This is a genomic window from Proteus genomosp. 6 (genome assembly GCF_040139785.1).
Classification (GTDB): Bacteria; Pseudomonadota; Gammaproteobacteria; order Enterobacterales; family Enterobacteriaceae; genus Proteus.
Genome location: NZ_JBEEVJ010000015.1, coordinates 1 through 22,580, shown reverse-complemented (window position 1 = coordinate 22,580; position 22,580 = coordinate 1). Strand labels below are relative to the sequence as shown.

Annotated in this window: 45 protein-coding genes; 14 read left to right on the top strand and 31 right to left on the bottom strand. The window is 40.5% G+C overall.

Annotated elements, in window-relative coordinates; all coding sequences use genetic code 11:
• Positions 1–21 precede the first annotated feature (21 nt).
• The 4 genes from fliI to fliF are packed head-to-tail and all read right to left on the bottom strand — an operon-like array spanning position 22 to position 4,823.
• A complete protein-coding gene (gene fliI / locus ABN212_RS16520) occupies positions 22–1,389 on the bottom strand; it encodes a flagellar protein export ATPase FliI (RefSeq protein ID WP_198619835.1) in 1,368 nt (455 codons plus the stop codon).
• A complete protein-coding gene (gene fliH, locus ABN212_RS16515) occupies positions 1,389–2,108 on the bottom strand; it encodes a flagellar assembly protein FliH (RefSeq protein ID WP_109373785.1) in 720 nt (239 codons plus the stop codon). Before fliH ends, fliI begins: the two co-directional genes overlap by 1 nt.
• Complete coding sequence (gene fliG, locus ABN212_RS16510; protein ID WP_109373784.1) at positions 2,101–3,099, bottom strand: flagellar motor switch protein FliG; 999 nt, start codon at positions 3,097–3,099, stop codon at positions 2,101–2,103. The genes fliH and fliG overlap by 8 nt, the downstream gene beginning before the upstream one ends.
• Positions 3,096–4,823 carry a flagellar basal-body MS-ring/collar protein FliF gene (gene fliF, locus ABN212_RS16505; RefSeq protein ID WP_198619836.1) on the bottom strand — a complete coding sequence of 576 codons (1,728 nt, stop codon included), beginning with the start codon at positions 4,821–4,823 and terminating at the stop codon, positions 3,096–3,098. Before fliF ends, fliG begins: the two co-directional genes overlap by 4 nt.
• A 276-nt stretch (positions 4,824–5,099) precedes the next feature.
• On the opposite strand from fliF, the gene fliE reads away from it, so the two are divergent.
• Positions 5,100–5,411: a flagellar hook-basal body complex protein FliE gene (gene fliE / locus ABN212_RS16500; RefSeq protein ID WP_004248328.1), complete on the top strand. Its 312-nt coding sequence runs from the start codon at positions 5,100–5,102 to the stop codon at positions 5,409–5,411.
• Between the two features lie 5 nt (positions 5,412–5,416).
• On the opposite strand, the gene ABN212_RS16495 is transcribed toward fliE, so the two are convergent.
• From ABN212_RS16495 to ABN212_RS16390, 22 genes are all read right to left on the bottom strand, one after another.
• A complete protein-coding gene (locus tag ABN212_RS16495) occupies positions 5,417–6,718 on the bottom strand; it encodes an Arm DNA-binding domain-containing protein (protein ID WP_349443456.1) in 1,302 nt (433 codons plus the stop codon).
• Between the two features lie 4 nt (positions 6,719–6,722).
• A complete protein-coding gene (xisR, locus tag ABN212_RS16490; RefSeq protein WP_098942432.1) occupies positions 6,723–6,959 on the bottom strand; it encodes an excisionase family protein in 237 nt (78 codons plus the stop codon).
• Between the two features lie 204 nt (positions 6,960–7,163).
• Positions 7,164–7,370 (bottom strand): DUF4060 family protein, encoded by a 207-nt coding sequence (locus tag ABN212_RS16485; RefSeq protein ID WP_069367891.1) that lies wholly within the window; start codon positions 7,368–7,370, stop codon positions 7,164–7,166.
• A gap of 180 nt (positions 7,371–7,550) precedes the next feature.
• On the bottom strand, positions 7,551–7,898 hold the full coding sequence (locus ABN212_RS16480; RefSeq protein WP_349443455.1) for a phage protein NinX family protein: 348 nt from the start codon (positions 7,896–7,898) through the stop codon (positions 7,551–7,553).
• Positions 7,891–8,121 carry a hypothetical protein gene (locus ABN212_RS16475; RefSeq protein WP_349443454.1) on the bottom strand — a complete coding sequence of 77 codons (231 nt, stop codon included), beginning with the start codon at positions 8,119–8,121 and terminating at the stop codon, positions 7,891–7,893. The genes ABN212_RS16480 and ABN212_RS16475 overlap by 8 nt, the downstream gene beginning before the upstream one ends.
• Before the next feature lie 160 nt (positions 8,122–8,281).
• Complete coding sequence (locus ABN212_RS16470) at positions 8,282–8,527, bottom strand: hypothetical protein (RefSeq protein ID WP_290011843.1); 246 nt, start codon at positions 8,525–8,527, stop codon at positions 8,282–8,284.
• Positions 8,524–8,664 (bottom strand): hypothetical protein, encoded by a 141-nt coding sequence (locus ABN212_RS16465; protein WP_290011842.1) that lies wholly within the window; start codon positions 8,662–8,664, stop codon positions 8,524–8,526. The genes ABN212_RS16470 and ABN212_RS16465 overlap by 4 nt, the downstream gene beginning before the upstream one ends.
• On the bottom strand, positions 8,657–8,884 hold the full coding sequence (locus ABN212_RS16460; RefSeq protein WP_349443452.1) for a hypothetical protein: 228 nt from the start codon (positions 8,882–8,884) through the stop codon (positions 8,657–8,659). Before ABN212_RS16460 ends, ABN212_RS16465 begins: the two co-directional genes overlap by 8 nt.
• Entirely contained in the window at positions 8,884–9,204 is a 321-nt protein-coding gene (locus tag ABN212_RS16455; protein ID WP_349443450.1) for a hypothetical protein, read from the bottom strand. The genes ABN212_RS16460 and ABN212_RS16455 overlap by 1 nt, the downstream gene beginning before the upstream one ends.
• A gap of 35 nt (positions 9,205–9,239) precedes the next feature.
• A complete protein-coding gene (locus ABN212_RS16450) occupies positions 9,240–9,398 on the bottom strand; it encodes a hook protein (protein ID WP_349443448.1) in 159 nt (52 codons plus the stop codon).
• A 33-nt stretch (positions 9,399–9,431) separates the two neighbouring features.
• Positions 9,432–9,632 carry a hypothetical protein gene (locus ABN212_RS18915; RefSeq protein WP_432807469.1) on the bottom strand — a complete coding sequence of 67 codons (201 nt, stop codon included), beginning with the start codon at positions 9,630–9,632 and terminating at the stop codon, positions 9,432–9,434.
• Positions 9,633–9,785: 153 nt separating this feature from the next.
• Positions 9,786–10,301, bottom strand: a complete 516-nt coding sequence (locus tag ABN212_RS16440) for a single-stranded DNA-binding protein (protein ID WP_349443446.1) — start codon at positions 10,299–10,301, stop codon at positions 9,786–9,788.
• Positions 10,301–10,915, bottom strand: coding sequence for an ERF family protein (locus tag ABN212_RS16435; protein WP_349443445.1), 615 nt, complete (start codon positions 10,913–10,915; stop codon positions 10,301–10,303). Before ABN212_RS16435 ends, ABN212_RS16440 begins: the two co-directional genes overlap by 1 nt.
• A 1-nt stretch (position 10,916) precedes the next feature.
• Complete coding sequence (locus ABN212_RS16430; RefSeq protein ID WP_349443444.1) at positions 10,917–11,237, bottom strand: hypothetical protein; 321 nt, start codon at positions 11,235–11,237, stop codon at positions 10,917–10,919.
• Positions 11,234–11,386 (bottom strand): hypothetical protein, encoded by a 153-nt coding sequence (locus ABN212_RS16425; protein WP_202608804.1) that lies wholly within the window; start codon positions 11,384–11,386, stop codon positions 11,234–11,236. The genes ABN212_RS16430 and ABN212_RS16425 overlap by 4 nt, the downstream gene beginning before the upstream one ends.
• A complete protein-coding gene (locus tag ABN212_RS16420) occupies positions 11,386–11,856 on the bottom strand; it encodes a class I SAM-dependent methyltransferase (RefSeq protein WP_349443443.1) in 471 nt (156 codons plus the stop codon). The genes ABN212_RS16425 and ABN212_RS16420 overlap by 1 nt, the downstream gene beginning before the upstream one ends.
• Before the next feature lie 10 nt (positions 11,857–11,866).
• Entirely contained in the window at positions 11,867–12,043 is a 177-nt protein-coding gene (locus ABN212_RS16415; RefSeq protein WP_201288462.1) for a hypothetical protein, read from the bottom strand.
• Between the two features lie 201 nt (positions 12,044–12,244).
• A complete protein-coding gene (locus tag ABN212_RS16410) occupies positions 12,245–13,186 on the bottom strand; it encodes a cell envelope biogenesis protein TolA (protein ID WP_349414823.1) in 942 nt (313 codons plus the stop codon).
• Between the two features lie 64 nt (positions 13,187–13,250).
• Positions 13,251–13,586: a hypothetical protein gene (locus ABN212_RS16405; RefSeq protein WP_349443442.1), complete on the bottom strand. Its 336-nt coding sequence runs from the start codon at positions 13,584–13,586 to the stop codon at positions 13,251–13,253.
• Between the two features lies 1 nt (position 13,587).
• Positions 13,588–13,791, bottom strand: coding sequence for a hypothetical protein (locus ABN212_RS16400; protein ID WP_349443441.1), 204 nt, complete (start codon positions 13,789–13,791; stop codon positions 13,588–13,590).
• 17 nt (positions 13,792–13,808) lie between these two features.
• The gene (locus ABN212_RS16395) at positions 13,809–14,351 is read right to left on the bottom strand and encodes a hypothetical protein (RefSeq protein ID WP_196534536.1); all 543 of its coding nucleotides are present in this window, start codon (positions 14,349–14,351) and stop codon (positions 13,809–13,811) included.
• Positions 14,352–14,367: 16 nt separating this feature from the next.
• Positions 14,368–14,556 carry a hypothetical protein gene (locus ABN212_RS16390; RefSeq protein WP_349443440.1) on the bottom strand — a complete coding sequence of 63 codons (189 nt, stop codon included), beginning with the start codon at positions 14,554–14,556 and terminating at the stop codon, positions 14,368–14,370.
• A 165-nt stretch (positions 14,557–14,721) separates the two neighbouring features.
• Between ABN212_RS16390 and ABN212_RS16385 the strand changes: the two genes are divergently transcribed.
• Positions 14,722–15,009 (top strand): DUF2622 domain-containing protein, encoded by a 288-nt coding sequence (locus ABN212_RS16385; protein WP_349443439.1) that lies wholly within the window; start codon positions 14,722–14,724, stop codon positions 15,007–15,009.
• Here ABN212_RS16385 and ABN212_RS16380 read toward each other — a convergent pair.
• The 5 genes from ABN212_RS16380 to ABN212_RS16360 all read right to left on the bottom strand — a co-directional run bounded on the left by ABN212_RS16380 (position 14,994) and on the right by ABN212_RS16360 (position 17,400).
• On the bottom strand, positions 14,994–15,155 hold the full coding sequence (locus tag ABN212_RS16380; protein WP_155289771.1) for a hypothetical protein: 162 nt from the start codon (positions 15,153–15,155) through the stop codon (positions 14,994–14,996). The genes ABN212_RS16385 and ABN212_RS16380 overlap by 16 nt on opposite strands.
• A 10-nt stretch (positions 15,156–15,165) precedes the next feature.
• Positions 15,166–15,363, bottom strand: a complete 198-nt coding sequence (locus tag ABN212_RS16375; RefSeq protein ID WP_349443438.1) for a hypothetical protein — start codon at positions 15,361–15,363, stop codon at positions 15,166–15,168.
• Positions 15,364–15,789: 426 nt separating this feature from the next.
• Positions 15,790–16,278: a hypothetical protein gene (locus tag ABN212_RS16370; protein ID WP_349443437.1), complete on the bottom strand. Its 489-nt coding sequence runs from the start codon at positions 16,276–16,278 to the stop codon at positions 15,790–15,792.
• The gene (locus tag ABN212_RS16365; RefSeq protein WP_349443436.1) at positions 16,275–16,490 is read right to left on the bottom strand and encodes a hypothetical protein; all 216 of its coding nucleotides are present in this window, start codon (positions 16,488–16,490) and stop codon (positions 16,275–16,277) included. Before ABN212_RS16365 ends, ABN212_RS16370 begins: the two co-directional genes overlap by 4 nt.
• 184 nt (positions 16,491–16,674) lie before the next feature.
• Entirely contained in the window at positions 16,675–17,400 is a 726-nt protein-coding gene (locus ABN212_RS16360) for an XRE family transcriptional regulator (protein WP_432807470.1), read from the bottom strand.
• A 104-nt stretch (positions 17,401–17,504) separates the two neighbouring features.
• Between ABN212_RS16360 and ABN212_RS16355 the strand changes: the two genes are divergently transcribed.
• From ABN212_RS16355 to ABN212_RS16300, 12 genes are all read left to right on the top strand, one after another.
• A complete protein-coding gene (locus ABN212_RS16355) occupies positions 17,505–17,732 on the top strand; it encodes a transcriptional regulator (protein WP_036907955.1) in 228 nt (75 codons plus the stop codon).
• A 105-nt stretch (positions 17,733–17,837) separates the two neighbouring features.
• Entirely contained in the window at positions 17,838–18,173 is a 336-nt protein-coding gene (locus ABN212_RS16350; protein WP_123822243.1) for a CII family transcriptional regulator, read from the top strand.
• Positions 18,174–18,428: 255 nt separating this feature from the next.
• Positions 18,429–19,265 (top strand): replication protein, encoded by an 837-nt coding sequence (locus ABN212_RS16345; RefSeq protein WP_349443434.1) that lies wholly within the window; start codon positions 18,429–18,431, stop codon positions 19,263–19,265.
• Between the two features lie 3 nt (positions 19,266–19,268).
• Entirely contained in the window at positions 19,269–20,636 is a 1,368-nt protein-coding gene (locus ABN212_RS16340) for a replicative DNA helicase (RefSeq protein WP_152691668.1), read from the top strand.
• Between the two features lie 19 nt (positions 20,637–20,655).
• Positions 20,656–20,859, top strand: a complete 204-nt coding sequence (locus ABN212_RS16335; RefSeq protein ID WP_349443433.1) for a hypothetical protein — start codon at positions 20,656–20,658, stop codon at positions 20,857–20,859.
• Between the two features lie 10 nt (positions 20,860–20,869).
• Positions 20,870–21,106, top strand: a complete 237-nt coding sequence (locus ABN212_RS16330) for a hypothetical protein (RefSeq protein ID WP_349443432.1) — start codon at positions 20,870–20,872, stop codon at positions 21,104–21,106.
• Between the two features lie 11 nt (positions 21,107–21,117).
• Positions 21,118–21,378, top strand: coding sequence for a hypothetical protein (locus ABN212_RS16325; RefSeq protein WP_349443431.1), 261 nt, complete (start codon positions 21,118–21,120; stop codon positions 21,376–21,378).
• Positions 21,378–21,635 carry a DUF551 domain-containing protein gene (locus ABN212_RS16320; RefSeq protein ID WP_349443430.1) on the top strand — a complete coding sequence of 86 codons (258 nt, stop codon included), beginning with the start codon at positions 21,378–21,380 and terminating at the stop codon, positions 21,633–21,635. The genes ABN212_RS16325 and ABN212_RS16320 overlap by 1 nt, the downstream gene beginning before the upstream one ends.
• Entirely contained in the window at positions 21,632–21,862 is a 231-nt protein-coding gene (locus tag ABN212_RS16315; RefSeq protein WP_349443429.1) for a hypothetical protein, read from the top strand. Before ABN212_RS16320 ends, ABN212_RS16315 begins: the two co-directional genes overlap by 4 nt.
• On the top strand, positions 21,859–22,053 hold the full coding sequence (locus ABN212_RS16310; RefSeq protein WP_210850018.1) for a Lar family restriction alleviation protein: 195 nt from the start codon (positions 21,859–21,861) through the stop codon (positions 22,051–22,053). Before ABN212_RS16315 ends, ABN212_RS16310 begins: the two co-directional genes overlap by 4 nt.
• A complete protein-coding gene (locus ABN212_RS16305) occupies positions 22,046–22,225 on the top strand; it encodes a DUF7167 family protein (protein ID WP_223672579.1) in 180 nt (59 codons plus the stop codon). Before ABN212_RS16310 ends, ABN212_RS16305 begins: the two co-directional genes overlap by 8 nt.
• Positions 22,226–22,241: 16 nt before the next feature.
• Positions 22,242–22,580, top strand: a 339-nt coding sequence (locus tag ABN212_RS16300; RefSeq protein ID WP_349443428.1) for a recombination protein NinB, incomplete at its 3' end; no start/stop codon positions are given.

Sequence of the window (22,580 nt, the reverse complement as noted above, 5' to 3'; positions counted from 1 at the left end):
TTTCTCTGATTATGTTCAGAATTAGTTTACTGTGATCAGTTGATTAAGTTGCTCACATGCACTTTGATAACTGCATTGCTCTTGGATATCTTGCTGTAAGAACTTCGCGAGGGACGGATAAAGTGCAATGGCTTTATCAAGCATAGGATCACTACCCGCAGCATAAGCACCTACGTTAATTAAATCGCGGTTACGTTGATAGCTAGACAAAAGCTGTTTAAATACTTGTACGCGACGATAATGTGTTTTATCAATCAGTGATGTCATTGCACGGCTAATAGAGGCTTCGATATCGATAGCAGGGTAGTGCCCAGATTCTGCCAGAGAACGCGAAAGCACAATGTGACCATCTAAAATCGCACGAGCAGAGTCTGCAATTGGATCTTGCTGATCATCACCTTCAGTTAAAACAGTATAGAACGCCGTGATAGAACCACCACCATCAACGCCGTTTCCCGCACGTTCGACGAGTGCAGGTAATTTAGCGAAGACAGAAGGCGGATACCCTTTGGTTGCAGGCGGTTCGCCTACAGCAAGAGCGATTTCACGTTGCGCCATACTGTAACGTGTGAGTGAGTCCATAATCAGTAAGACATGTTTTCCGCGATCACGAAAATCTTCTGCAATACGCGTTGCATAAGAAGCACCTTGCATACGAAGAAGTGGTGATACGTCAGCAGGCGCTGCTACAACCACTGAGCGTGCTAAACCTTCAGTACCGAGAATATTTTCGATAAAGTCTTTAACTTCACGTCCACGTTCACCAATTAATCCAACAACAATGACATCAGCTTGGGTAAAACGCGCCATCATGCCTAATAGCACACTTTTACCTACACCAGAACCTGCAAAAAGCCCCATACGCTGACCACGACCCACGGTTAACAGTGAGTTGATTGCACGCACGCCTACATCCAGTACATCAGTAATAGGGGTACGTTGTAGTGGATTGATAGGTGGAGTGATCAGTGGCGCACGATAACCTGTATCGGGTGGTGGTAAACCATCTAAAGGATAACCAGAGCCATCTAAAACACGCCCTAACAGCGCATCGCCAAGAGGCAATTGGCGACCTTCATTTTCACCACTCGGAGTGGCCTGTGCATAAACACGAGCACCCGGTGTTAATCCCTCGACTTCCTGTAAAGGCATTAACAACATTTGGCTACCATTGAACCCAACGACTTCACTTTCAACTTCTTCAACAGTTTTACCAATGGTACGTTCTATTAAACACGTAGAGCCAAGGGGCATAACAAGCCCCTTAGCTTCCATGACTAAACCTGTTGCTCTGGTTAAACGACCATATTGACGTACACGCGGAATTTTATTTAAACGTGCTTCTGCATCACTGAGTTTTTCTAACCAACGCCCCAATCTTGCTGTCATTACAACGCCTCCGGAGCAGCAAGACGACAAAGCTCATGCCAACGAGTTGCAATCGTGGCATCAAGATCGCCATCATTTGTCACAACACGGCATCCACCAACATGAATACTGTTATCGGCAACTACTTTCCAACCATGAGCAGAAAGTGAATCACCCAGCTCTTTTTCAATTTGTGGAATATGTTTTGGGTTAACTCTTAACTGTGGGTTGTTTGAGAACATTTGTTCTTGTTGCAACATTAAGGTTATTTGCGCCAGTAATGCAGACCCATCACAAACAGCAGGCTGACCCAGAACTTCTTTTGCCGCTGTGAGGGCGATTTGCATTAAACGTGAAGCAATAACACTGTCTAACCCATTTAAAGAGTGCCTAAATTCAGCCAACAATCCTTGCCATTCATTAATTAATGGCGATTGTTGAGCAATGCCTTGGCGAATACCTTCTTCAATACCTGATTGTAATCCAGCCTGATAGCCTTCCTGATAACCCTGGTTTTTCCCTGCCTCAAAGCCTTCAGCGTGGCCCAATTTTTGAGCCTTTTCTTTCATGTCATCAAGCATATTAATTTGCTCAAGGACTTTCTGTTGCTGAACGACTTCTTTTTCCTGTTTTTCGACTTCCTTTTCGTCTTCTGTCGTGTCCTCGACATTTAATGCCCAATCAGTGAGTTCTTTGGGAACCCAAGGCTTCCAGTTAGTATCAGTATGTTTATCAGACATAGGTATCGTCTCCTCCATGAAGAACAACCTCACCAGTCTCTGCTAATTTGCGTACCACAAGCAGAATTGCTTTCTGCTCTGCTTCCACTTGAGACATACGAACAGGGCCGCGAGAACTCAAGTCATCACGCATGATCTCAGCAGCACGTTGCGACATATTGGCAAGGAAGTGATCGCGCAGCTCTTGATCGCACCCTTTCAATGCCACAACCAAGGAGTCGGATTCCACTTCCTGTAGAATGCGCTGAATTGAACGGTTGTCGATATCGATAAGGTTTTCGAACAGGAACATTTCGTCGATAATTTTTTGTGCCAATTCACCGTCGTAATCGCGAACTGCAGTAATGACATTCTCTTCTTGCTGGCTCTTCATCAAGTTGATGATTTCAGCAGCAGTACGAACACCACCCATTTTACTGCGTTTGAGGTTTTGACCATCAAGCAGGTTATTCAGTACTTCAGTTAACTCTGCTAATGCTGACGGCTGAACACCCCCAAATGTCGCGATACGAAGCATTACGTCATTACGCAGTTTCTCATCGAACAGTGCCAGAATATCTGCCGCTTGACCTCGTTTAAGGTGAACCAAGATGGTTGCGATAATCTGCGGATGTTCGTCGCGGATAATATCGGCAGCCATTTGTGGTTCCATAAAGTTAAGCGTTTCAATCCCTGTTGAAGTTTCTCGTGTTTCAGAGATCTCATCTAACAGGTTATTAGCGCGTTCTTCACCCAAGGCTTTAACAAGAACAGAGCGCAAGTAGTCATTTGCATTCACGTTCAATGCGGCATATTGAACCGCATCTTCTTCAAAGCTTGCCATAACATCAATTAATTGCTGATTTGAGATATGGCGCATTGATGACATTGCAATACTGAGTTGCTGAACTTCTCGTGTACTTAGATGTTTAAATACTTCCGCCGCTCGGTCTTCACCGAGAGTTAGTAACATAACGGCGCTTTTTTCGGTTCCAGTTAAGTTATTACTCATTGCTCTTTACTCATCCATTGACGAATTACCATTGCGACGACACGAGGATCTTTCTCTGCCATTTCACGGATACGTTGGCTCTGCAATTCGGCACTCACACGTTTACGTGCTTGTTTACGTCTTGCTTCGTCATCTAATTCTGCTTCATCAACATCATCTTTAACTTGTAGCTTGGTTTTCAGCACGGCTTTCTGTGCAGCAATTTCAGCTTCACGGCGTTTTTCAAGCTGTGGTTTCACCAGTTTGCGCCATAAGATCCATGCGATGATGACAAGTAATAACCAGCGACCTAAATCTAATGCTTTCGCAAGAATATCTGGGTTTTCCCATACAGGAACGGTGATCACTTTCTCTTCAATATCGTTAAACTGGGAGTTCACGACACTTAAAGAGTCACCACGCTCTTGGGAATAGCCCATCGCTTCACGAACAAGTCCTTCAATTTGCTGAATTTGCTCATCAGTTAGCGGAACAAGTTTAGTTTCAACAACAGGCTCTTCGCCTTCAGCGGCTTCTTTCTTATCTTCAACTGTTTTGTAGTTCACAATAACAGCGACAGAAAGACGCTCGACATTACCTACTGGACGCTTGATATGGCGAATTCGGCGATCAACTTCATAGTTGGTTGTTTCATCTAAACGGCTATTACTGTTTGGATTACGCGTTAATGTGCGATTTGTACCCGTTGCATTGGCGTCATCTGCTTTCTCACCTTCTTGCGCTTTTGGCGCTTCAATAGGTGCTTGTGGTGGAGCAACAGGTTGATTAGATAATGCACCAGGAACGCCGCCAGCTAACATGCCACCATTCTGCTCACTTTGGCTCAATTGTTTTGAACGCACTGCGGCTTGATTTGGTGGCTGGTTTGGTTTGTACTCTTCAGCAGTCTCTTCTGTATGAGAGAAATCAACTTGAGCAGTCACCTGTGCATGAACGTTTCCACGACCCACAATTGGGCCTAATAACGTTTCAATACGTTGCTGATAACGGCTTTCTAGCTCTTGAACATATTTCAGTTGGATAGAATTAAGATCACGACCTAATGCATCAGGTTGTGTCAATAATTTGCCGCTTTGGTCGACGATGGTCACACTGCTATCAGGCATACCTGCAACACTGCTCGCAACGATATGCACGATGGCATTAATTTGACCTTCATCCAGCGCTCTACCCTGTAAAAGACCCACCGTAACGGATGCAGAAGGGGATTTCTGTTCACGAACAAAAAGAGATGGTTTTGGTAGTGCTAAATGAACTCGGGCATTTTGTACAGGACCTAATGTCTCGATAGTGCGAGCAAGCTCACCTTCAAGTGCACGTTGATAGTTAATCTGTTCACTAAATTGGCTGATCCCGAACTTTTCTTTATCTAACAGTTCAAAACCGGCAGCACCGCCTTTTGGAAGCCCCGCTTGCGCGAGTTTCAGGCGTAATTCATGAACCTGATTGTCAGGCACCATAATCGCTGCGCCATTTTGTGACAAGCGATAAGGTACATTCATCTGTGTTAACTGTGTGACAATTTCGCCACCGTCTTTATCGCTAAGATTACTATAAAGCACCTTATAATCAGGGCTTTGTAACCATAAAAATGCAGCAACAAAAATGGCAATAGCCGCCGAACCCGCAATAATGAGCGGAATTTTCGGATCGGCTTTTATCCGGTTAATAATGGCGTTAAAACCCTTATTCTGGTTCACAACGTCGGTTTTTTCGGCATTCATAGACAATCCTTGCCTTGTAGTTCGGGATGAATACTAAAAGCGTGGCGTAACAAAACAGACTCCCCTTACGCAAATAAATAAACCTACTCTCAGGTGTCTCATTATTGGCCTTTTGCGTTTCATTTAATGGCGTAATTAGCCCTTAACTTTTGCGTTAATTACTCGCTTTGGAATGAAGCCCCTGTGTTAGGGTATAACTCGGTAAGCGTGTTGGTTCACTTCCTTACTATGACATTGATTCAGTAATTGAATTAGATGATTAACGCAGAGGTTTATATGTCAATTCCAGCTATTGAAAGTGTTCTGGATAAAATGCAAATCCAGACTTTGCAAGCATCCAATATTGCGAAACCCCAGCCAGTACAAGCAGGATTTGCAACTCAGCTTGTTCAAGCCGTGGGTAAAATTAATGAAACTCGAGTGAATGCAACCAACAAAGTTCAAGCGTTTACCTTAGGTACTCCAGGTGTTGAATTAAACGATGTGATGGTGGATATGCAAAAATCCAGTATTTCATTACAAATGGGTGTACAAGTGCGTAATAAGTTAGTCGCTGCTTATCAAGAAATTATGAGCATGCAGGTGTGATAGTGTTAACTATTTGATATAAAACGAATGTTATCTTTATTGTGACTCGATGGGGACACATAGGGGGCGGAATCATTCAATTTTTGGTTTAATAGCGATATTTGGTCTTGATCGTTCTCAGGCATCCAAGCTCCATAAACATCGTGTACCATTTTTGATGACGAGTGCCCCATCTGTGTTGCAATGAATGCAGGATTCGCCCCAGCAGATAACATCCAGCAAGCATAAGTATGCCTTGTTTGATATGACTTTCTATGCCTAACACCAGATCTTCTAATTAATGATCTCCATATTTGCGAGAAGCCTCCTGGTGAGTAAAATTTAGTAAGAACACCATTCACGCTAACAATAGATGGTTGGAAAACAAATGTGCATGAGTCAGTTCGATATTTATTAAACTCACGAGTTTTTACTTTAACGTCAATTGGCGCTGTCATCTTTGTATATAGAGACTGATCCTTTAAGCAGTTAAAGGCTGGCTCTAATAAGCTAATTATCCTATCAGTGCTCGCACCTGTTTTCGGGTATGAAAAATCGGAAGGGCCACAAACATTCCTTCTGACCATTATTGTCTTTTTAACTAGATCTATATCCTCCCATGCTAATCCTGTTAGCTCACCCGGCCTTAGTCCTGTATATACAGATAGAATGAGCATGTTTCTAGATTGATTATTCTGACATGCTAGCAACAGCCTCTTGAATTCATCTTCAGTCAGAGGGTCAGGAATAGGCTTTTCTTTTTTCAGATAGCCACAGTTAACAGTAATATCATCGTTAATATATTTGTTTCTATAAGCAAATCTAAATAATGATAAAAGCATGCGCATATAGTTATTTACAGTAGCAACGCTTCTACCATCATCTCGTGTTGGTCTATATTTGTTAGGTAACTGATGATCTGTAAGTAGCTTATTTCTAATTCTTAGCAAATCAGCAGGGGTATATGTTGAAATACTTTTCTTACAACTAACAAATTGCATTAGTGAGCGAGAAATAGAGTCATAGCGACGCAGTGTACTTGTTGCTATCTCTGTTTTCTTCAGCTCCATATACAAATCAACAAGCTCTATGAAGTTAATATCTTTTGAATATGAAGAACTTCTCTTGTCATCTGGAAACTCATCATCAAAAACAAATGTTCCCATTTTTATCTTGTAAACAATAGAAGCCCTATATTCACCAGCAATTTTTCTATTCTTTGCTGTATCTGGCATGGCCAGCCATTTCCTGATCCTCTTTCCTTTATAAACGAAATTTATTCTGAGGGAGCCATTGTGCAGCTCAACCCCAGTCGGATATTTAATCATTACATCACCTCGGTTGCTTCTTTATTTGTCTCTCAATCCATGTGTTGATGGCCTGATGATTGTACATGCATTCTGAGTTTGGCTTTGGTTCTCCTTCTGGCGATACGTGAATATATTCTCTGCCAATTGCCCATGAGCTTTCCCTAGCTCGCTTTATTGTTCCCGGCTTCATTCCTGTGATAGCAACTAAAACTGGTTCTGTCACCCATTTATTAGGCATCAACTGAGTTAAGTTATCCATCTTTCTCTTCCTTTTGCAGATTTCTGATGTATTGGCACATAACATCTTTGGTGTTGTACTTTGTGTGATTTAGAGGTTTAAACTTTGGTGTGTATTTATCGAGGATCTGAGTAGTTAGTTTGTCGTTGGGTATTCCGTGACTTCTGAGTTCGATTAAGCATTCCTTTGCTATTTGCCTTCGTGCGTTTTCCATTGCCTGTGCATTCATAGTCTTTGCCTTTTATTACGCAATGTGACCATATATGATTTACGACAGTTTTCTATTTCCACAGGGTAGATATTCTTTCCTATCTTTATTTTGTGACTAACGATTATTCCTGTTCTATTGTATTTCTTTTTATGGGCTTCCAGTGCCTCATTAATAGCAATCCTTTCTGTGGGCGTGACTTCACCGCGAATTATTAATCTCATAATTCACCTATGCTATTTAATTATTTCCGATAACCTTTTACTGATATATTCCCGTTTTTCTTTCTAACTATCCACGCCTGCATATTTCCAACCATATATGCATATTCGTTTTCATCTCGCATTAAAAAATCAGATAGACAATTGCCAGTGAATCGAATTAACTCGTTGTCATCTTTATTTTTAACCGTTATTGTTATTCTCATTCTCCGCATCCTTCATCATTAAGAATAATTCCATAGCGCCACGGTATAAGCTTTCATGCTCAACCTGACCAACTGAACCATGGCAGCACATCCAGCCACTTGAGCTTTTAATCATCGATATTTCATTCTCAATAATAATCGGCATTGCGTCAGACGGGCTACCGCATGGGTCGAAATACCCATGAGGTAAGAAATCACCACCATCAATACCTGCAAGGTAAACTTCTTTTTTATCTGGGCACCAATCATAGTTATCCTTACCCAGCATAATGTGAGCTACTTTTAAATTAATCTCGAAGTCAGATAGTTCGGTGTATTTATTCATTATATAATCCCGTTTGCTTGGCTGATAATTCAACTTCGTTGTGGAATGTATTTAATTGATTTATTAAGTCAGTATTTGGATTATCAGTATTTAATAGCTCTTTCCATAATGCAGTGCATAGAACTTGAAGTTTATTTCCTATATCTTCATTTCTAAGTCTTATCATTCCAACATCTTGAGCATCCCAATTAATACGATTAAGTAATTGCTTTCGTTTATTCAACTCTCATCACCTCACCACAAATAATAGTTAAATCCCTCACTGACATTAAATATTCAGCACGTTTATTGCATTCCGATTGCGTGTATATATCTTCCGTTGCAGGTATAGCAGAACCCTGTATTAGCATGAGTAATACATATCCGATTATTTGCATGGTTATTTAATCTAATTTATAGAGTGGTATATTTATTTTTTCACTTCTTTCTTCATTAAGATGGGTATATCCATATTCCTTGATATTATCAAAACTGCATTCCATTATATAACCAACAGGCTGTAAGCTATTAATGCGCAATAGCTCATCGCATACATCAATTATTTCTTGCCAGTTATATTCATCAACCCCCTCACCAGCGTTTATTTTGTTTTTTAAATATTTTGCTATCTTAAATATCTCATTATTCATTTTTTATTTCCATTATTTAATTTATCAGCCTTTTCTTGTGCGTCTACAATTGAAATAAATCCTTTTTCAATCATATTTCCATTTAATAAAATAACTGGTTTGCCGTTAATTAGTTCTGCTTTGTATTTATTATTCATTTTTTATTTTCACTCCGTTATCCAATAATGCTATTTCACACGCTGATATTCCACTGTTATATCCATCAGTGAAATAATCATAATTACCTACATTTTTCTCTCTTTCTGGTAGAGTTAATAAGAGTGAGTCGCGTGATGCTTGCCATACATCGAATAGATTTATCGTTGATGATTTATTCTTACTGCGCCACTCTTCAAATTGCTGTCTTGATGTATCCATCATTCCACCTTTCTATATCCAGCTTTATATAAACGCTCGGCATGTGCTCTGGCTGTTCCCATTCCCATATCAACTAAACCTAAGTCACCAGTTGATAAATCAATTGCCATTTGCTCAATTTCTTTTTCTGCTATTTCCTTGCGCTTTTCATCTGCCATTTCTTTCACTAAATCAGAACACTCAAAACAAATATTTGCCGTATGACCTTGGATTAAATTATCTTTTCCGACATTCTCTCCACAAAGGTTACAAACATCCTTAGGGTCTGGTTCTGGCAGTGTGAATTTCATAAATTGCCCATAATGTGTAAAACTGTTCATATTCACTCCTCTTCATTGCATCCCTGCGAGTTAAATTAATCTTTCGTTAAATCAAATGCGTCATTAACAATGGATTGATCAACAATGTAATAATTTTCTTCGTTATCACTTTCGCACTCACTGCAATTTGTGAAAATATCAATAATCGCCTGTTTCAAATTTGCGTTTTCTTCTTGTAACTGTTCAATAGTCATATCTATCTCCTGTTTGCATCCTTGCACTGAGTCCTAATTCCAATCAGATATTTCTTCTTCGATTAAGTCGTCTATTTCGCCATTAGTGGCTTCTTCGTTGAGAAACAAACGAGCTTCGGTAATATATTTTTCTCGATTCTCGTCAAAGAACTTTGAAAATTCAGGTGACCATCCATGGCGTTTACCATCAAAATCAACGTGAGCATTACCCTCTGCCATGCTTAGAATCATCATGTCAGCAGTAATGACTCCACATTCACGACAGAATCCCTTTAAGTCGCGTTTTCTGTAATAAGGTGAAACCTTAGAATCACAAACACTCTTGAATCGTTGCTTCCATCTCTGAATGCAACGACCGTGTAAACTTTTCATGGTTATATCCTTTGGTTAAATCACATAAATAGTGTGGCGTGGGTAGGGGAGTCCGATAGGAGCGAAAGGAATATCGTCATCAAAGTCCATTGGTGGCTCATGGTATTGTGGAGTTTGTTGTTTAGGCTGTTGCGGTTGCTGTGCTGATTGCTGCGGCTTCTGGCTTCCTGCCTGATTACCACCGTTACCGCCTAGCATCTGCATTGTTCCGCCAATATTGACCACTACTTCCGTTGTGTATCGGTCTTGCCCGCTTTGGTCTTGCCATTTTCTGGTTTGTAGAGAACCTTCGATGTATACCTGACTTCCTTTTCTTAGGTATTCACCTGCAACTTCCGCTAATTTCCCGAAAATTACCACTCGATGCCACTCAGTTTTCTCCTTCATCTCGCCAGTCTGCTTGTCACGCCACGATTCCGATGTGGCCAATGTGAGATTTGCAACAGCGCCACCACTCGGCATATAGCGGATTTCTGGATCCTGCCCTAAGTGACCAATGAGAATACATTTATTCACGCCTTTACTTGCCATTATGCAGCTTCCTTAAGTTCTTTAATTCGAATACCTGTTACACGCTCACATTCCTTTTGTGATTCAGTACCAGCCAATGCATTCCATGCTTTTTTGTACTCATCCATGATTTGTGACTGATTTGTAGCTGTGCCAAGGAAGTTAGTGTAATCAGCTAACACCTGATCTGCCGTCCGTGGCGCTACGTTATGAATTTCCGCATCTGCATCAATTGCTGTTTCTTCTGTTGGAATACAGAACGCTTGAAATGCCGCGTATTTATATGCAATCGACATGGCTTTATTTGTGGCTTTATCTCCGCTATCCATAGCCTCACCATAAGTCACTACCGTGTGCTTACTGCCATCTTCCGTGGCAACAAAATCAAATTCAGCCTTAACCACAACGTAGAATAGCTGACCACCTCTTTGTGTTTGTCTTTCCGTGACTGAGCGTTCAATGATCCGTGGAAGAATAAGCAATCCATGCTTAACTAAAGCTGGTGCAAGAGCGTTATATACAGCGTCAATCCCTCTGAACATAAACCCTTGCTGTTGATTTTTACTTCCTTTCTTTATTCCTGTTTCAGCCATTTCCTTGGCTACATTGCTAATCGCTTTATATACAGCAGTCATGTTAATCTCCAAGATACTGACCTTGACGCCGATCGCTTCCGTAGTAATCGATTTCAATATTGCGACTAGATACAGAATTCCTTTCTGCATCGCGTAATGCCTGAATGTGAGGCGGTAGAGGAGGGTGATTTTTCGATGCGTCCAAGTTCATGTGTAGCAGTTCCATTGCAAGTCGCTTTTCTCTCTCCTTCACGCTCGTATTTGGCAAATGACCATCAATCATTGCAATAGCTTGAGCCAGAGCTTCCTTTCTGTTTTTTGCTAATGATGGAGATGTTAATTGAGGGTATTTATCGGTAGGGTAGGAATTAGAAACGTTCATTGAAAATCTCCCTGAAAGTCCTTCATTGGCAATGACAATCCTTGTCGTCCTAACACTTCCGTTTGATACATAAATTCATCGTGTTCGCGTTCCTGCGATTCTTTACGCTTCCCGCGTAATTCTTCTAACCATTGTTTTGAGTTGCTCATCACGCCTCCTTAATAAACAGCACCCAATGCGTTTTATCGTTCTTGCCAACACGCTGGACTATTGTTGGTTTTTGGTCGGTTAGCGCTAAAACTTGCTTTGTGGTTATTTGTGTTTCATTCCACTTGAATGCCAATGTTCCGTTTGGCTTGAGCACTCTAAATGCTTCACTAAATCCTTTTGATAAATCGTCTTTCCATGACTCTTTATTTAATCGCCCATACTTTTTAAACATCCATCCGTTGGGGCCAACCCTGATTAAATGAGGTGGGTCGAATATAACTTGATAAAAAGAATCATCAGGGAAGGGTAGGTTTTTAAAATCAGCGATAATGTCTGGTGTGATATTTAACTTCCTTCCATCACATAAGATATGTTTCTCTGCGCGGATGTCGCTGTAAATTGCTCGGTTATCTTCCTTATCAAACCAGAACATGCGACTGCCACAGCACATATCCAAGATGGGGCTCATGACTACCTCCTTACGTGAACGCATACTCTCCACGCGTATTAACCTGACGTAAAATTCGATTTGTCTTTTCGCATTGCTGTTTAAATTTCCAATCATCAAACAATAATTCGACTTGTTGCTCAGTCATTTCAGACTCGCGAAGTAGGGTGAATATTTGTTGCTTTGCGTGTTTCTGCTTTGCGTTCATGTTGTACTCCATATGCTGTTTTTAATGTTTCGTTTGCTTTGCGCCATCCATTCTCATCCTTGAGAAAGCGTGCAATCCCGGCTTGCGATTGAGCTAAACAAAGTTTGTATTTATCAATATTCATGCTTACCTCTGGATGTGCGAAACCTGCGCTAATCTTGCGATAGCGATAGGGTGGTTATCTGGTGTTGGTGCGGTGGGTTAGTAGTGAATTTTTACGTTTGATACTAGGTTTTTAGCGATAGCGATAATGCAATTCTTGGCGCACTCTTCTGGAATGCCAGCATCAATTAAATCTTGCATGGCTTTATTGTTAACTGTTTTCTGATGTTCCTTATCAGCCTGACGTTTAGCTTCTTCCTGACACTTACGTTCTTCTTCTGCTAATCGCGCTTGTTCTGCTTCCCGTGCTTTCTTGCGTTCGGCTTCGATAGCTAATTGCTTCTCACGTTCAGCTCGTTCCTGAGCTTCTTTAGCATCACGTTCTGCCTTTTCCTTGGCTTCTTTTGCTGCTTGCTCTGCACGTTGAATAGCTTCCTGCTTTTCACGCTCTGCACGTTCGGCTGCTTCTTTTGCTTCGCGCTCACGCCGTGCTGCAGCTTCAATTTCTTGCCGTGCCTTTCGTTCAGCTTCGAATCTTGCCTGTTCCGCAGCTTGTCGCTTCATTTCTTCTTCACGAGCAATGCGCTGGCGTTCTTCTTCGGCTTTGCGTAAATCAAACAGCTCGTTCATTTGCAGAGCTTCTTCATGATCAACTTCGACTTGCTTCTTAAGCGCTTCGGCTTCTTCGCGAGCTTTTTCTTGCGCTTCCCATTCTGTTAGTGGTTTGCGAATTCCATCACTCAGTAAGTCAAGTTCGTCTCGAAATAGCTTACGTGCGGCATCTACTTTCTTAGGTAATTCTTTCAGGTCATTAACAACCAGTTTGCCAGCCTTATCAATAGCTGTTTTTGTTTGAGTAACTTTGTACGCCAGAGATGCAAAAGCCTTTCGGTTTTTAGCTACTGAGAAATCACTATCGAGTTCTTTACGCTCTTCTTCTGCAAGAGACTTAATGTGCTCTAGCATCTGATTTACTTTTTCTGGCGCTGTAAATAAATCTAGCGCTGTCGCTTGTTCAATTACGACTAATTCATTTGCCATTTCCTATGTTCCTTATGTGCGTATTCCTCACTATTAATAGCGATATGAATGATTAAGTGGTGGGTTACTGTTGACCGAGGGCTTTTGCGATTACAGCGTCAACGATGTCTAAATCATCGTCATCATCTGGTTTATAGCTTGCAATTTTATTGCGAAGTCTTATTAACTGCTCTAACAACTCTGGTGCTGATGCGATTAGATGGGCGTTAGCAATTTTCTCTTTTGCACTCAGCTCTACATATTCCCCATCTACACACGTTTTCCCAACAGAACAATCAGCTATTTGCCATCCGTCTGTTTTGTCTGATTTAATTCCGCTTGCATTTGTAGGGTTTAACTCCGTAAAAATATCAGTTCCATTCATACAAAACCAAGGCGCAGGCGTACCTTTAAACTCCATATCACCCCCTAGCCTTTAACATTGCATCTGCCATGAGGTAGGATTCTTTAGCAACCCATACCACAGATTGTTCGGTTACATTATCAATCATGCAGTGGTTGGATAAGATTCCATTCATAGCAGCCATTGCGAACTGGTCGCGTAATGATGCCGAGGTAATAGACCCATCACTCGCGTAATGTGCGTCGTAGTTTTTATCTGTCATACTCCCTCCGTTATTAACTAAATACGCATTGGCATAATCAATACCGATACCGGTTTGTACGGGTTGAATATGTCGCAAATAATTGCGTCTTGACCTGTTTTGAATTGAAGTTCGATAGCTGGCATTTTAGGGTTAACATACTTTGCTATCTTCTGTAACTTAGCGAGAAATGAAACGTTAATGCCTATTTTGAATGGTAAGTTTTCTTTAATTTTTCGTGTTTTTTCGATTAACTTGTCGATATGCGGGAAACGACCATCGATAACACTACACATTGAAACGCCTATTAATATATTTTCATCTGAAAACAGCCTAACAATTCCGTCATCAGTATCGAAAATTGCATAATCGAATTGTTTTGTTGGTAATTTGCCGACTGACAAAATAACTTCATTTTCAATTTCGTTATCGTGTTCGCCGTATGCCAACATATAACCATCTGTGCCAGCCACTTTGCCGTTAGGTAGAAAACAGATACCGCAAATGTAGTAGCGAATATCTCTTATTGCCATACACTCCATGACAGCAAGTAGAGTGCCTCTATCTATCTTTAACTCCATCTCTATCTCCTATCTATTAATCACCAAGCCATTCAAGATGTTGCAATTCCTGAATAACTCGTTCGTCTGTTGGCTCTCTGTTCTCTTTATTACATTCCTTGCAATTGGTTGCTGCTACTGGTTGACCCATGCAGCCACATTCACAACCTGAGCAACAGGTAATAAACTCAATGCCGTCTTGGCAATATTTGTTGCTACATTTCATTGCGGCTCCTATCTATTAATCAACTCACCACAGCCCACAAAATGGACTGGGATTAGTTAACTGTGCCTGCTTTTAACCACATCAGGCGAGGTGGTTCCTTACTTTCCACAGTCAAGGAAAATTGATATATTGGTTATTCCACAGTCAATATAAGGAATGATTTAAATGGCAAATTTTATTGTTCGTATTGAGCTATATAATGCGGATTATGACGATTACGAGACTCTTCATAAAAGAATGGAAGGTATTAAATTTTATCGATACATTATGTTTGCAAATGGTAAAAACCATGATTTACCAAACGGTACATACTTTGGTAAGCGTGACTTGACGACCTATCAGTTGCTTTCAGAGGTTAAAAGAGTCGCAAAACCGCTATCTAAATCAAAAGATCCATCAATATTTTTATGCTCCTTTAACGATTGGAATGCATCACTTTATCCATCAAAATGATTACCACCATCAACAGGCGTTGAATTTTCATCAGGCTGGTTAGCCTGATTAATACGCAGTACATTAATGGCTAATTTAATGGCATCCTTGAATGTGATGCCTTCATCTATTGCTATTTCTTTTATTAAATTCTCTAATTCTTCCACGTTATTTCTCCTATCTAGCCGTAACCCCGAACTCACTGCTCGGCTGTTTTTTCAGTTTTAATGTTTTACGTGTATCTGGTGCTGATTTGAGTTCCAGAACCAAGTTTGCTATCGGGCAGTCCGTGCCGTTATATGCCGTATGAGGCTTATTTCTACGCTCTGCGATCCATGCCTTGCGTCGCTTTTCCTGTCGCTTCTTAGAGTTCATGTTAACCTCCTGTTTACTCACCATAGGCCACTCATTGAATGACCTATAATTAGTATTAAACACCTGACCTTGTCCGCCGCTTGCCCGAGAATGCCATGCCCCCTTGAAGGCTGGAGATTGTCGAGGAGCTGAGTTATGCAGATCTCTCCGCTCAACGCCAAGTGTGATATCCAAATTGTTAAAGAACATTAGGCTGTATTTCATGTTGCTTGCCTTTGATGAGTTATATTTAAAACTATAGTTGTTTTATTGTCAACAACCAAAGTTGTTTGTATTGGTGTTTTTATATTACCTTGGTTTTATTTGGTTGTTTTTGTTGGTAATTTATTTTCAAATAAATCTCAGATTGGAATGCAGATCACTTCTTTGGCGGGGAGAGGGCACAAAAAAGCCCTCGCGAGGAGGGCTTATATAATAATTTAAAGGCTATTCTTCATTTTTTTGTGTTGATGTACGTTCTAGTTGATCTGCCTTTCCTTTGTATACACCAGCCAAATAACCAGCCAATACACCGCCAGCTATTTTAGCGAGTTCAATTGCATATTGAGCATTGCCAGTATACATAGAAATAATCACGACTAGAACAACACCAACAGCAACCAAGCATTTAAAGTAAACTTTTTTAGTTTCTAAGCCACTAAAAAAACGGCTTTGCGTCTCTCTATCTTCTTTTTGAGCCTCAATGGATTTAAGCGCAATTTCCTTATTGCTCGCAATTTCTTGTCGTCTTATTTCTAATTCTTGGGTCTTAAAATCAATTTCTTTAGATTTTAGCTCAATCTCTTTAGATTGTACTTCAACAAATTTTTCAATAGCTGCTATTGGATTTGGCTTGTCTTTCTTAGGTTGCTGTTGATTTTTTTCCTGATCATCAACTATTTGTGATGGCAGTTCTGAAGGTTCATTCGTGCTCATATATTAATTTCACAAAGTACAGGCGTTCGGTATGTTACCTTAAATGCCCCAAAATTATTATCACCGAGTTTTGGTGCTACGTACTCAACTCTTTCTATGTTATCTGTATGGCTCTGAATTATTTCTAAATATTCAGATGGAGAGACTTTTTTAGATTTAATTGGTTCGAGTACTTTTTTGTAAAAATCTTTTCTTCTCTGATTGATTCTCATATGACCTCCTGAGGATGACCCCTAAGTCTAAATTAGCATTTCCATATATCTAACTTACAAAACGAGGGGGCAAAAAATCTATCATTAAAAAGCCATCAATTCAATTTAAAGTAGATTAATACCAGATTCCCGTCAAGATAAAATAAAAAACTAACACCCTAAAACGTGTCGTCAGGCCATTGGGTTAACCATGGAACTTATATTTTATTGATTGGCTAACTAGCACTTTAGCGTGGATATAAAGACCGTTAATGGCTTCTTCATCTAAATACCAAGTCTCATACCTTGAGTTATCTGATATGACAGCTAGGCGCTTATGTTGCTTCTGTAATCTCTTTATGTAGAGTTGGTTATCAAGAACGAACACGTAAATCCCGTCACCGTCAAAAAAGTTTGTGGTTATATCTACGAATATCTGATCTCTAGGCTCAAATGTTTCTGACATAGAGTCACCTTTTACAGTGATCATCTTTATCGTATTTGAAGGTCTACCACCGAATAATCTTTTGGCTTCATCCGCTGAATACTCAATAGCCGTGATTGTCTCAATGAAATCATCGATAATCATCACTCCTGGTCCTGCGCTAGCTTGAATGTCTAGTATCTCAACCTTATAAGCATTACTAACACCAGATCCAGCCTCTGAATGTGTAGCAGTATTTACATTACTTACTTCGGATGTATGGACAGTAGGCAGTGTTGGATCATCGCCATTACCAGACGACAGCCACTCAGGAGAGACTCTCAAAACCTTAGCTATTTCTATTAGCTTAGTTGAGTTTTGCGCGCTTCCAACCTCAATCTTTTGAATTGCGGCTTGGGATACACCAACAGCTTCGCCTAGTTCCTTTTGAGATAGGCCAGACAATCTTCGAGCCTTTTTTAATCGTTGTGCAAGAGTAGTTTTCATATTCATAAATATACAACCACAGTTGTTGTCATTCAAACGAATATAGTTGTTGATTAAAAACAACTAAGGTTTTATTATATAAAAATAAACAACGGAGGTTTTTTATGAATGAAGCAATTAAAACCGCCATTGATATCGTAGGGACACAGAAAAAACTAGGTGAAGCGTGTGGTATTACACAGCAAGCAGTTTTTAAGTGGCTACATAACAAGGCAAAAGTATCACCTGAACACATCCCGTTAATTGTTAAAGCTACAAATGGTCAAGTTAAAGGAAAAGACATTCGCCCTGACTTACCACACTTATGGGATTTGGGTAATAAATACTGGTAACACCATCGCTCTTTAATAATCAATCCGCACATGCATCGTGTGCAAACTTAACTCACAGGATCGTGAGTCACGGACTAATTGTTTTTCTAAGAAGGAATTTAACAAATGGAATTATCAAACGAACGCAAATTTCGAGAAATCGAATCAAAAATCATGAAAGGGATACTTGTTACTGGCGCTAGAGAAGTAGCGAAAAGAACGGGTATTCACGAATCACAAATATCTCGCTGGCAATCTCAACAATCTAAAACGCAATTAAGCTTCATACAACGTTGTGCAAGGCTTTTAGTTGCTATTGGGTATGAGACACCAGATGACACAGTGATATTGCAAGGTGATGAGGCTAGAGCATTAATTCAGATGCTTGAGCATGTCAAAGCACCAAAAAGAAAAGCCCCAGCGGTAACTGAGGCTTCTCAACAAATGGACTTAACCATTTAACTTAGCAAATACACTGTATCAATAACCAGTAATTACGACAAGGGAAATTTAGGTTTCTCTTGTCTGATACAGCTTCGGAATAAGGGAATTATACCATGAAACAACGATTTAATCATAGTGCTGTGCATAAAAACAACGCTAGAAATCGCTTTAACAGATTGGTGACTCAGGACGGTGTTAAGTGCCTAAGAGCAATACTTGAGGATGCAAAAATACGCACTGAACATCGTCAACAGGTACTAGGAGGCAAGAGCGATGAATAGCAATGTTGCATACGCTGACTTTGGTAATCAACGACGGCAAGAGAGGTCAACAGTGGCAAATCTTGAAGATGGTTACACAAGAATAGCCAACGACCTATTTGAAGCTGTTATGTGTGCAGATTTAACAGCAAGACAACTAAAAGTCGTTATGGCGATCATCAGAAAGACATACGGCTTCGGCAAAAAGTTAGACCGTATTACAAACACTCAGATAGCTGAAATGACAGGTATTCATCATACTCATGTTTGCAAAGCGAAGAATGAAATGATTGCTATGAATATTGTTATTTCATCAGGTAATAAAATTGGAATTAACAAAGATTTTACTGAGTGGAATTTCAATATTAGCCAAATTAGCGAAACATTAGCTAAGTCGGCTAATAAAACATTAGCTAAAACGGCTAATTCACATAAGCCAAGTCAGCTAAACACAAAAGAAACTATTACAAAAGAAAAGAAAGAAAGTAATACACCCCTTACCCCTCACGAGGTGAAAGGGGGAGAGTCGGTAAAACCTACCAAGAGAAAATCAACTCCAATTAACTACGATGAATATCTCAATGCCTACAACGAGGAAGTTGGTGACAGACTGCCTCATGCTGTGGAAGCTAACGAGAAACGTAAAACACGGATCAGGAAGATAATCAAAAACCTTGCAACGGCAAATGTTGATGGTTGGCGAGCCTACGTTAGAGCCTTTGTGCGAATGGCTAAGCCATTTTATTTTGGTGAAAACGATACAGGTTGGACGGCTGATATTGATTATCTGCTAAGAGAAACAACGTTGACAGGTGTTCGAGAAGGTAAATTTGCTGACAGGGGGTTTTAAGTGATCAATACGGAATTTGAAGCAAGTGTTATTGGCGGTTTGTTAATTTCAGGGTTAACACCTGATGCCTCGGATGTTTTGGCCACTTTAGAGCCTGAATCATTTTCAGTTAGGTTCTATCGAGAAGCCTATCAAGTTATTCAAAAACAAGCCAAGTCTCGCGGTGTCATCGATATGATGATGGTTGCTGAAGGAATGGGAAGTGAACACCTAGCAAGCATCATTCAAACAGCCAAGGATTGCCCTAGCGCAGCCAACCTGAAAGGCTATGCCAAGATGGTGACCGATAATCATAACCGTAGAGCTATGATCCAGTTGATGGATTCTGTGCGTGGTGTGATTGAAAACGGAACCATTGAGCAAGCCAGTGAGGCAATGGAAAGTTTTCTTGCTCAGGCATCTGATATGCATTCCTCGAAAGGTGATATTGCTCCCGTTCATGTTTCATCGCTAATCGAAGATTACACGGAAGTTTTACAAGAGCGTGTTAATAAAGGTGAGGAGTCGGACACGTTAAAAACTGGGATCCGAGAATTAGATGAAATTATGGGAGGCATCAACCCTGTTGATTTGGTCATTATCGCCGCTCGACCAGGAATGGGTAAAACAGAAATCGCGCTGAAAATTACAGAAGGCGTTGCGTCTCAAAATGTTATCGGCACTGACACCAAGAAAGGCGTTTTAATTTTCTCGATGGAAATGGATTCTCAGCAAATTGTAGAGCGTCAGATTGCAGGATCAGCAAACCTATCTGTTAGCGCATTGAGAAACCCATCTCGTATGAGTGACGAAGATTGGGGAAGGGTATCTATGGGTGCAGGTAATTTACTTGGTCTGAATGTCTGGGTCGTCGATGCCAGTAAGTTAACCGTTGAACAAATCACCGCAATTTCAACACGACACAAGAAACGCCATCCTGAATTATCGTTAATCATGGTTGATTACTTAGGGTTAATCGAGAAGCCTCGTGCAGAGCGTAACGATTTGGCTATTGCTCATATTTCTGCAACGTTGAAAGGTCTGGCTAAAAACATCAGAACGCCCGTTATTTCACTAAGTCAGCTATCTCGCGATGTTGAAAAGAGACCTAACAAACGACCTACCAATGCGGATTTAAGAGACTCAGGAAGCGTAGAGCAAGATGCGGATAGCATCATCATGCTTTATCGCGATGCAGTCTATAATGAGAACTCCCCCGCAGCAGCTTACGCAGAAATAATTGTGACAAAAAACCGATTTGGGAAATTGGGAACTGTTTATCAATTATTCAAAAATGGTCACTTTCTTGACACCGATCAGGCTCAAGCATCAAGCATCTGTCAACAAAGTAGCAGACCACAACAACGCCGATTCCAAGGTGCCAACGTTTAACACGCAAGAGGATTTTTAGATGAACTTATTAAAAAGCACTGTCACCAAGGTATTAGGTGATCCGGTTCGTCACACTTACAAATCTGATGATGGAACAGAAAATGAATATTACCTAACTCCAGTCGAGTGTAATTGCTGGGGTAATATTTCAAACACAAAAGTAATGACTAATACCTTAGAGCAAGCCAAGGCAATTAAAGTCGGCTACGAGTGGGAATCGTGAGGATTTTTAGATGAAATGGCATCAGAAGGCACTCGTCAGGGTATTTAGTAGCAACATTCTTACATTTCTATTTCAACTCATTGCTTGGTGTTCGGTATCACTTTTAATCGCGATAGATAAATTAGGCGAGTTTAATCTTCATGTTTATCTAGGGGCATTACCAATAGTGATTATTCAGGCATTAGTGATGACCTATCTAATCAGTTGGGCGTTTAAATTTTGCACTAAGAATATCAATATTAATTAGAGGATTGAGTGATGAAAGGAACAACGTTAACAGTACTGAACAAAGCCTACTTGCGCCAAGGTAGATTTATAGCGGGTCGATATATTCATGCGAACATTAAATATTTCATAGATAAAACAGACGCAATATTTTTTGAGCTTGAACTGGCAGCCGATAAGCAGAGGCCGAGAGGCAAGGCGTATCAGAGAATCAATGATATTGAAAACGCATCTAGAATGGCGAAATTTAAAGCGTTACAACTAAAAGTAACGGTAAGAAAGGGAGGCATCTAATGCAGGGAACTAATTGGGTTAAGGTGAGTGAGAGATTGCCTGAAATGGACACGCCAGTAATTGCTGGGTGGTTCAGAGGTGAAGAGTTTGTATACCACGTTTTTATGCGTTCTGATACATGCGGAGAAGGTTGGACATGGTCAATCTCATTCGATAATTACATAAGTTGCGGTGAGGATTTCATAGAGGATGATGACTATTCAATGATAACTCATTGGCAACCAATGCTTAGCCCACCAATGCCAGAGAGTGAATGATGGAATCACCACTTGCAAGAATGATTAAGCAACAGGTGTTCGACACTAACGTTACTCGTTTAGTTAAGCTCAATGATGAGCAATGGGATTTCATACTGAATGACCAAGACAATGATGGAGCTTGGGCAGGAGGTCATTTTTTCGGTCACGATTATGACGAATGGGAGATTTTAGTTGCCCACAATATCAAATATGTGAAAACAGGATTACGGGAGCCGTTGTTATGAACGAACTCAAGAAATGCCCGTTTTGCGGGAGTAGTAACGTAGAAGCTTTTTGCCAGTATGAAGAAGATTGCCCTGACCGCTCAGCGATTGTGCGCTGTCATAACTGCGATGCGCAATCTGCTCAAATGATTGGGAAAGGTAAAATAGCTATGGCTATCGCAGCATGGAACAGGAGAGCTAACAGTGAGTGATAAGCAAATGCATTTGTACGCCCATTTATATTGTTCTAATACGCGAGGGGATACTGAGTTAGGCATAACAGAGTCAGAATGGGAAGCTATGAGCGAGGACGAGCAGCAGGAAATTATAGGTCAATACATGGCAAATATTGTTGATATGTGGGTAGCTCCAAAGGAAGATTAAAAAATAGGAGGCTAACTTGGAAGTAGATTTCCTCTTCCACGAATCAACCAAAAATACCGCATGGCAACACCTCAAAGAAGTTCTAGCAACAAACCAGCCACACCGAATCATTATCAAGCCTTGGAAAAACAAGCGCTCACTATCTCAAAATTCCACTTTCCATTTGTGGTGCTCAGAGATAAGCAAATACCTATGTAAGAACAACGCCAATTACACACCTGAAACCGTCAAGGAGATGCTTAAGCACTCGTTCCTAGGTTATGAGGTGGTTGATATGGTTGACGTTACTACACAACTTACAGAGCGCGTAAGGACACTTCGAAAAACATCAAAACTTGATACAGGTGAAATGTTC

Bases quoted from the DNA above. Each gene is read 5' to 3' on its own strand.
- fliI (WP_198619835.1), bottom strand. From the start codon at position 1,389: ATGACAGCAAGATTGGGGCGTTGGTTAGAAAAACTCAGTGATGCAGAA.
- fliH (WP_109373785.1), bottom strand. From the start codon at position 2,108: ATGTCTGATAAACATACTGATACTAACTGGAAGCCTTGGGTTCCCAAA.
- fliG (WP_109373784.1), bottom strand. From the start codon at position 3,099: ATGAGTAATAACTTAACTGGAACCGAAAAAAGCGCCGTTATGTTACTA.
- fliF (WP_198619836.1), bottom strand. From the start codon at position 4,823: ATGAATGCCGAAAAAACCGACGTTGTGAACCAGAATAAGGGTTTTAAC.
- fliE (WP_004248328.1), top strand. From the start codon at position 5,100: ATGTCAATTCCAGCTATTGAAAGTGTTCTGGATAAAATGCAAATCCAG.
- ABN212_RS16495 (WP_349443456.1), bottom strand. From the start codon at position 6,718: ATGATTAAATATCCGACTGGGGTTGAGCTGCACAATGGCTCCCTCAGA.
- xisR (WP_098942432.1), bottom strand. From the start codon at position 6,959: ATGGATAACTTAACTCAGTTGATGCCTAATAAATGGGTGACAGAACCA.
- ABN212_RS16485 (WP_069367891.1), bottom strand. From the start codon at position 7,370: ATGAGATTAATAATTCGCGGTGAAGTCACGCCCACAGAAAGGATTGCT.
- ABN212_RS16480 (WP_349443455.1), bottom strand. From the start codon at position 7,898: ATGAATAAATACACCGAACTATCTGACTTCGAGATTAATTTAAAAGTA.
- ABN212_RS16470 (WP_290011843.1), bottom strand. From the start codon at position 8,527: ATGAATAATGAGATATTTAAGATAGCAAAATATTTAAAAAACAAAATA.
- ABN212_RS16465 (WP_290011842.1), bottom strand. From the start codon at position 8,664: ATGAATAATAAATACAAAGCAGAACTAATTAACGGCAAACCAGTTATT.
- ABN212_RS16460 (WP_349443452.1), bottom strand. From the start codon at position 8,884: ATGGATACATCAAGACAGCAATTTGAAGAGTGGCGCAGTAAGAATAAA.
- ABN212_RS16455 (WP_349443450.1), bottom strand. From the start codon at position 9,204: ATGAACAGTTTTACACATTATGGGCAATTTATGAAATTCACACTGCCA.
- ABN212_RS16450 (WP_349443448.1), bottom strand. From the start codon at position 9,398: ATGACTATTGAACAGTTACAAGAAGAAAACGCAAATTTGAAACAGGCG.
- ABN212_RS18915 (WP_432807469.1), bottom strand. From the start codon at position 9,632: ATGATGATTCTAAGCATGGCAGAGGGTAATGCTCACGTTGATTTTGAT.
- ABN212_RS16440 (WP_349443446.1), bottom strand. From the start codon at position 10,301: ATGGCAAGTAAAGGCGTGAATAAATGTATTCTCATTGGTCACTTAGGG.
- ABN212_RS16435 (WP_349443445.1), bottom strand. From the start codon at position 10,915: ATGACTGCTGTATATAAAGCGATTAGCAATGTAGCCAAGGAAATGGCT.
- ABN212_RS16430 (WP_349443444.1), bottom strand. From the start codon at position 11,237: ATGAACGTTTCTAATTCCTACCCTACCGATAAATACCCTCAATTAACA.
- ABN212_RS16425 (WP_202608804.1), bottom strand. From the start codon at position 11,386: ATGAGCAACTCAAAACAATGGTTAGAAGAATTACGCGGGAAGCGTAAA.
- ABN212_RS16420 (WP_349443443.1), bottom strand. From the start codon at position 11,856: ATGAGCCCCATCTTGGATATGTGCTGTGGCAGTCGCATGTTCTGGTTT.
- ABN212_RS16415 (WP_201288462.1), bottom strand. From the start codon at position 12,043: ATGAACGCAAAGCAGAAACACGCAAAGCAACAAATATTCACCCTACTT.
- ABN212_RS16410 (WP_349414823.1), bottom strand. From the start codon at position 13,186: ATGGCAAATGAATTAGTCGTAATTGAACAAGCGACAGCGCTAGATTTA.
- ABN212_RS16405 (WP_349443442.1), bottom strand. From the start codon at position 13,586: ATGGAGTTTAAAGGTACGCCTGCGCCTTGGTTTTGTATGAATGGAACT.
- ABN212_RS16400 (WP_349443441.1), bottom strand. From the start codon at position 13,791: ATGACAGATAAAAACTACGACGCACATTACGCGAGTGATGGGTCTATT.
- ABN212_RS16395 (WP_196534536.1), bottom strand. From the start codon at position 14,351: ATGGAGTTAAAGATAGATAGAGGCACTCTACTTGCTGTCATGGAGTGT.
- ABN212_RS16390 (WP_349443440.1), bottom strand. From the start codon at position 14,556: ATGAAATGTAGCAACAAATATTGCCAAGACGGCATTGAGTTTATTACC.
- ABN212_RS16385 (WP_349443439.1), top strand. From the start codon at position 14,722: ATGGCAAATTTTATTGTTCGTATTGAGCTATATAATGCGGATTATGAC.
- ABN212_RS16375 (WP_349443438.1), bottom strand. From the start codon at position 15,363: ATGAACTCTAAGAAGCGACAGGAAAAGCGACGCAAGGCATGGATCGCA.
- ABN212_RS16370 (WP_349443437.1), bottom strand. From the start codon at position 16,278: ATGAGCACGAATGAACCTTCAGAACTGCCATCACAAATAGTTGATGAT.
- ABN212_RS16365 (WP_349443436.1), bottom strand. From the start codon at position 16,490: ATGAGAATCAATCAGAGAAGAAAAGATTTTTACAAAAAAGTACTCGAA.
- ABN212_RS16360 (WP_432807470.1), bottom strand. From the start codon at position 17,400: ATGAAAACTACTCTTGCACAACGATTAAAAAAGGCTCGAAGATTGTCT.
- ABN212_RS16355 (WP_036907955.1), top strand. From the start codon at position 17,505: ATGAATGAAGCAATTAAAACCGCCATTGATATCGTAGGGACACAGAAA.
- ABN212_RS16350 (WP_123822243.1), top strand. From the start codon at position 17,838: ATGGAATTATCAAACGAACGCAAATTTCGAGAAATCGAATCAAAAATC.
- ABN212_RS16345 (WP_349443434.1), top strand. From the start codon at position 18,429: ATGAATAGCAATGTTGCATACGCTGACTTTGGTAATCAACGACGGCAA.
- ABN212_RS16335 (WP_349443433.1), top strand. From the start codon at position 20,656: ATGAACTTATTAAAAAGCACTGTCACCAAGGTATTAGGTGATCCGGTT.
- ABN212_RS16330 (WP_349443432.1), top strand. From the start codon at position 20,870: ATGAAATGGCATCAGAAGGCACTCGTCAGGGTATTTAGTAGCAACATT.
- ABN212_RS16325 (WP_349443431.1), top strand. From the start codon at position 21,118: ATGAAAGGAACAACGTTAACAGTACTGAACAAAGCCTACTTGCGCCAA.
- ABN212_RS16320 (WP_349443430.1), top strand. From the start codon at position 21,378: ATGCAGGGAACTAATTGGGTTAAGGTGAGTGAGAGATTGCCTGAAATG.
- ABN212_RS16315 (WP_349443429.1), top strand. From the start codon at position 21,632: ATGATGGAATCACCACTTGCAAGAATGATTAAGCAACAGGTGTTCGAC.
- ABN212_RS16310 (WP_210850018.1), top strand. From the start codon at position 21,859: ATGAACGAACTCAAGAAATGCCCGTTTTGCGGGAGTAGTAACGTAGAA.